The sequence below is a fragment of the Pelagibius sp. genome (assembly GCF_028281305.1).
Classification (GTDB): domain Bacteria; phylum Pseudomonadota; class Alphaproteobacteria; order Kiloniellales; family Kiloniellaceae; genus Pelagibius.
This window is the reverse complement of record NZ_JANQKD010000038.1, coordinates 1-3,297: the sequence shown is the minus strand read 5'-3', so window position 1 is coordinate 3,297 and position 3,297 is coordinate 1. Positions and strand designations below refer to the sequence as shown.

Annotated in this window: 5 protein-coding genes and 1 pseudogene; 4 read left to right on the top strand and 2 right to left on the bottom strand. The window is 64.8% G+C overall.

What is annotated here, in order from left to right:
* The 3 genes from Q0982_RS09460 to Q0982_RS09450 form a co-directional block, all read left to right on the top strand.
* On the top strand, nt 1–391 hold a 391-nt coding region (locus Q0982_RS09460), incomplete at its 5' end, for a hypothetical protein (RefSeq protein ID WP_322096994.1).
* Between the two features lie 525 nt (nt 392–916).
* Nucleotides 917–1,135: a hypothetical protein gene (locus Q0982_RS09455; protein WP_299394600.1), complete on the top strand. Its 219-nt coding sequence runs from the start codon at nt 917–919 to the stop codon at nt 1,133–1,135.
* Between the two features lie 308 nt (nt 1,136–1,443).
* Entirely contained in the window at nt 1,444–2,082 is a 639-nt protein-coding gene (locus tag Q0982_RS09450; RefSeq protein WP_299394598.1) for a transglutaminase-like cysteine peptidase, read from the top strand.
* A 19-nt stretch (nt 2,083–2,101) separates the two neighbouring features.
* Here Q0982_RS09450 and Q0982_RS09445 read toward each other — a convergent pair whose 3' ends face one another.
* Both Q0982_RS09445 and Q0982_RS09440 read right to left on the bottom strand, forming a co-directional pair.
* Nucleotides 2,102–2,467 (bottom strand): hypothetical protein, encoded by a 366-nt coding sequence (locus Q0982_RS09445; protein WP_299394595.1) that lies wholly within the window; start codon nt 2,465–2,467, stop codon nt 2,102–2,104.
* Nucleotides 2,464–2,874: an acyl-CoA thioesterase gene (locus Q0982_RS09440; protein ID WP_299394593.1), complete on the bottom strand. Its 411-nt coding sequence runs from the start codon at nt 2,872–2,874 to the stop codon at nt 2,464–2,466. Before Q0982_RS09440 ends, Q0982_RS09445 begins: the two co-directional genes overlap by 4 nt.
* Before the next feature lie 222 nt (nt 2,875–3,096).
* Between Q0982_RS09440 and Q0982_RS09435 the strand changes: the two are divergent.
* Nucleotides 3,097–3,297: pseudogene (locus Q0982_RS09435) on the top strand (DNA topoisomerase IV subunit B); the annotation flags it as partial.

Below are 3,297 nucleotides of genomic sequence, written 5' to 3'. Positions count from 1 at the left end.
GACCGGCACCATCGACGGCGGCGACAACGGCACCTCGGTGATCCGCGAGATGAAGTTCTTCGAGTTCGCCAAGCATCTGATCATCCTCGACCACTTCGCGGGCTTCGCCCCGGTCTTCGCCTCCAGCCGCTTCATGGATAAGCTGGACGACGACCAGATGGCCGCCGTGCTGCGCGCCGCCAAGGAGGCCGGCGAGTACCACACCCAGGTCAAGATCGAGGAGATCGAATCGATCCGCACCTGGCTCTCGAACGAGGGCGGCATGGCTCTGACGCGCCCGGAGCGCGGGCCCTTCATCGCCGCCGCTCAGAAGGTCCAGCAGCAGTTCGCCGCGGACCGCGGGGCCGAGTTCAAGGCACTGGTCGACGAGATTCAGGCCGCAGCGCAATAGCGCTTCGTTGTAACCCTGTCGAAGCCTTGGGTGGGACCGCCATCCGGCGCTCCCACCCACCTTTCTCCACAGCGACAGTGGCGCCGGTTCGGCGCGCGAGTGGATTCATCCTGGAATGGTCAACCCGCATTTCTCACCACCTCCATGGTCTGCGTCGCGTAGAGGCGTTCGCCCCGCAAGGAGGGGTCCGAAAAGCGTAGCGGGGACTACGGTTGAGGGCCGCGACGCCGCGGGCGGACGCCTCTATGCGACCCTGGGGGCGGCTTTGTGGAGCCGACAGGCTGCGTCAAGCCGCTTGCCCGATGTACCGCATCGCGCTGCGCGGCTTTCCTGTCCTGACGGCCCCACAAAGCCGCGCAGGCCATGGACGTGGTGAGAAGTGCTGGTTAAGGAAGCGTAAAAGAACACGCGAAATCACAGAACGGCTTTATTTTAACCATATTTCTGACGCCAAGAGATCACGCCCGAACCACACGACACTCCTTATAAAACGATCGTGTTTTCTTGCTGTGGTTCTGTTTCGTCATGTCGATACGCGTTGCCTGGCACTGTCTCTTGGTTGCCATTTGTCTTGTCCTCAGTATCGCCGCGTTCCCGCGTGCGACCGAGGTCTCCTGGATCACCACGGCCGAAGCGCGGCCGATCCCGCCGCGCCTGGCCATCGCCCCGGAGCGGCTCAGCCTCACGGTGACCAATCGGCCCGCCGCCGAGGAGGCCGGGGACCAGGTGCGTCTGGGTCCCTGAAACCAAACTGTGGCTTGAGAAGCGCAGAGAGGCCGACCCGCCGCGGGCCACCTGATCCGGGCTGGATTGGGCCGCTGTACGCTCATGGTGCCAGCGATCGTCCTCATCAGGGATCTATTCCCTGATTTATTTACAGATTGTAAATATTAATCCAATCTATTCCCAAGAATCCTAATTAATAGTTAACAAAATTCAAATAACACGCCTTTCTTATTTAATTCGCACAAAATCAACTCTAATAATCCACCGTTCAGACACAGTAATGTCTGTAGAACTCCGGCAATCGATCTTTCTGCTCGGAGTTCAGCGTGTCCCCCAAACCGTCCCCCCTCGGTCTTTGCGAGCCGTCCCCTGGCCTGAGCCGGCGCCGCCTGCTGGGCGCCTTCGCAGGCCTCGCCGCCGGCTGTGCCCTGCCCTCCGCGGCGCTGGCAAATCGCACCGCGCTGCCGCCGCCCCTGCCGCTCTCAAGCGAGATGCAAGCCGCCGGCTTCCGTGCCGCGCCGGCGGCCTGGTTTGAGCTGATCAGGAAACACCCGGATCTCGATCCCGCCGCCCATACGCTCAGCCCCATCACACTGACCCGGGAACGCGAGAGCGAACTGGCCCGGGTTCAGGAGCGGATCAATCGGCTGATCCGCTTCCGGCCGGACGGCTCCGACCGCTGGCAGATCGCTGTGTCCGAAGGTGACTGCGAGGACTTCGCCATCAGCAAGCTGGCTGCGCTGCGCAACGACCACGGCTGGCCCCGATCGGCCCTGACCCTCGCCGCCTGCCGCCTGCAGAACGGCCAGGGCCATGCGGTGCTCCTGGTCCACAGCGACAAGGGCGTCTATGCCCTCGATAACCGCCGCCGCCGCGTCGAGCCCTGGCAGCGCCTAGCCTACCGCTGGATCGCGCGGGAGGAACCGGGCGCGCCCTTCGGGCTGTGGCGCAAGCTGATCGCGTGACCTGACGGCGCCGAAAACCTCAGCGCGACAGCTCCACCTCGATCTCGGCGCCGCCGTCCCCATGCACGGAATCGTGCGCGCGGATGACCACCCGGCCGATGCCGTCAGGGATGGTCACCCCGCCAAGCGAGCGGGTGAAGGGCTGCTCGGTCTCGTGGGGATGCAGCAGCACGCGGGTGCCCAGGACGCGCCCATCCGGCGCCACCACCTGCCAGCGGTCGGCATAGTGGTCCCAGCCTTCGTCGGCATGGCGCACGGTGACGCGGAAGCGCCAGGTGCCATCGCCCTCCCGCACCGCCTCGGCGCCGACCACATCGGCCTCGCCGGCCACCGCGGTCCCAAGCGTCGCCACCATCACCAGCAGGCTGAAACAGAGGCGTCTCATCGGGCCCCCTGCTCCGGCACCGGGCGCGGTTTGCCAGCCTCGTCGATGGCGACGAAGGTGAAGGTGCCCTCGGTCACCTTGACCCGCTCGCCCATGCGTCCGCGCAGCGCCCAGGCCTCGATATGAATGGCCATGGAGCTGCGCCCGACCCGGATGATGTCGGCATAGGTGCAGAGCACGTCGCCGACGAAAACCGGCCGGTGAAAGGTCATGGCATCGATGGCGACCGTAGCGACCCGCCCGGCGGCCCGGGCACCGGCCGTGATGCCGCCGGCGATATCCATCTGCGAAAGCACCCAGCCGCCGAAGATGTCGCCGCTGGGGTTGGCATCGGCCGGCATGGTCAGGGTCCGGGTTGCCAGTTCGCCGCGCGGGCTGGCCGGAATGTCGGAGCCGCTAGACGGCATGAGCGTAAGACATGGACTTGTCCCCTCCCTGGACTTAGGTACTGGAGTTGGCCGCCCCGGTGGCGAATCGGACGGCCTTGCGAGGCGATGCCGGGGGCAACTAGATATCGGGGGTAAACATCAGGTACCATACTCTATAGGCCGATTCTCTCCCGTGGCGCAGCCTTCAGGGCGTCACCTCGGTTACCGAAATTTAAGATTCTCCTCAAAGCATAGGCCAAGATGGCGGACCTCTTCCAATCAGCAGTGAAAAAGACCCCGGACAAATACTCGGCGAAGGACATCGAAGTCCTGGAAGGGCTGGAGCCGGTCCGCCGTCGCCCCGGCATGTACATCGGCGGCAGCGACGAACGGGCGATGCACCATCTGGTCGCCGAGGTGCTGGACAACGCCATGGACGAGGCCGTGGCCGGCCACGCCAGC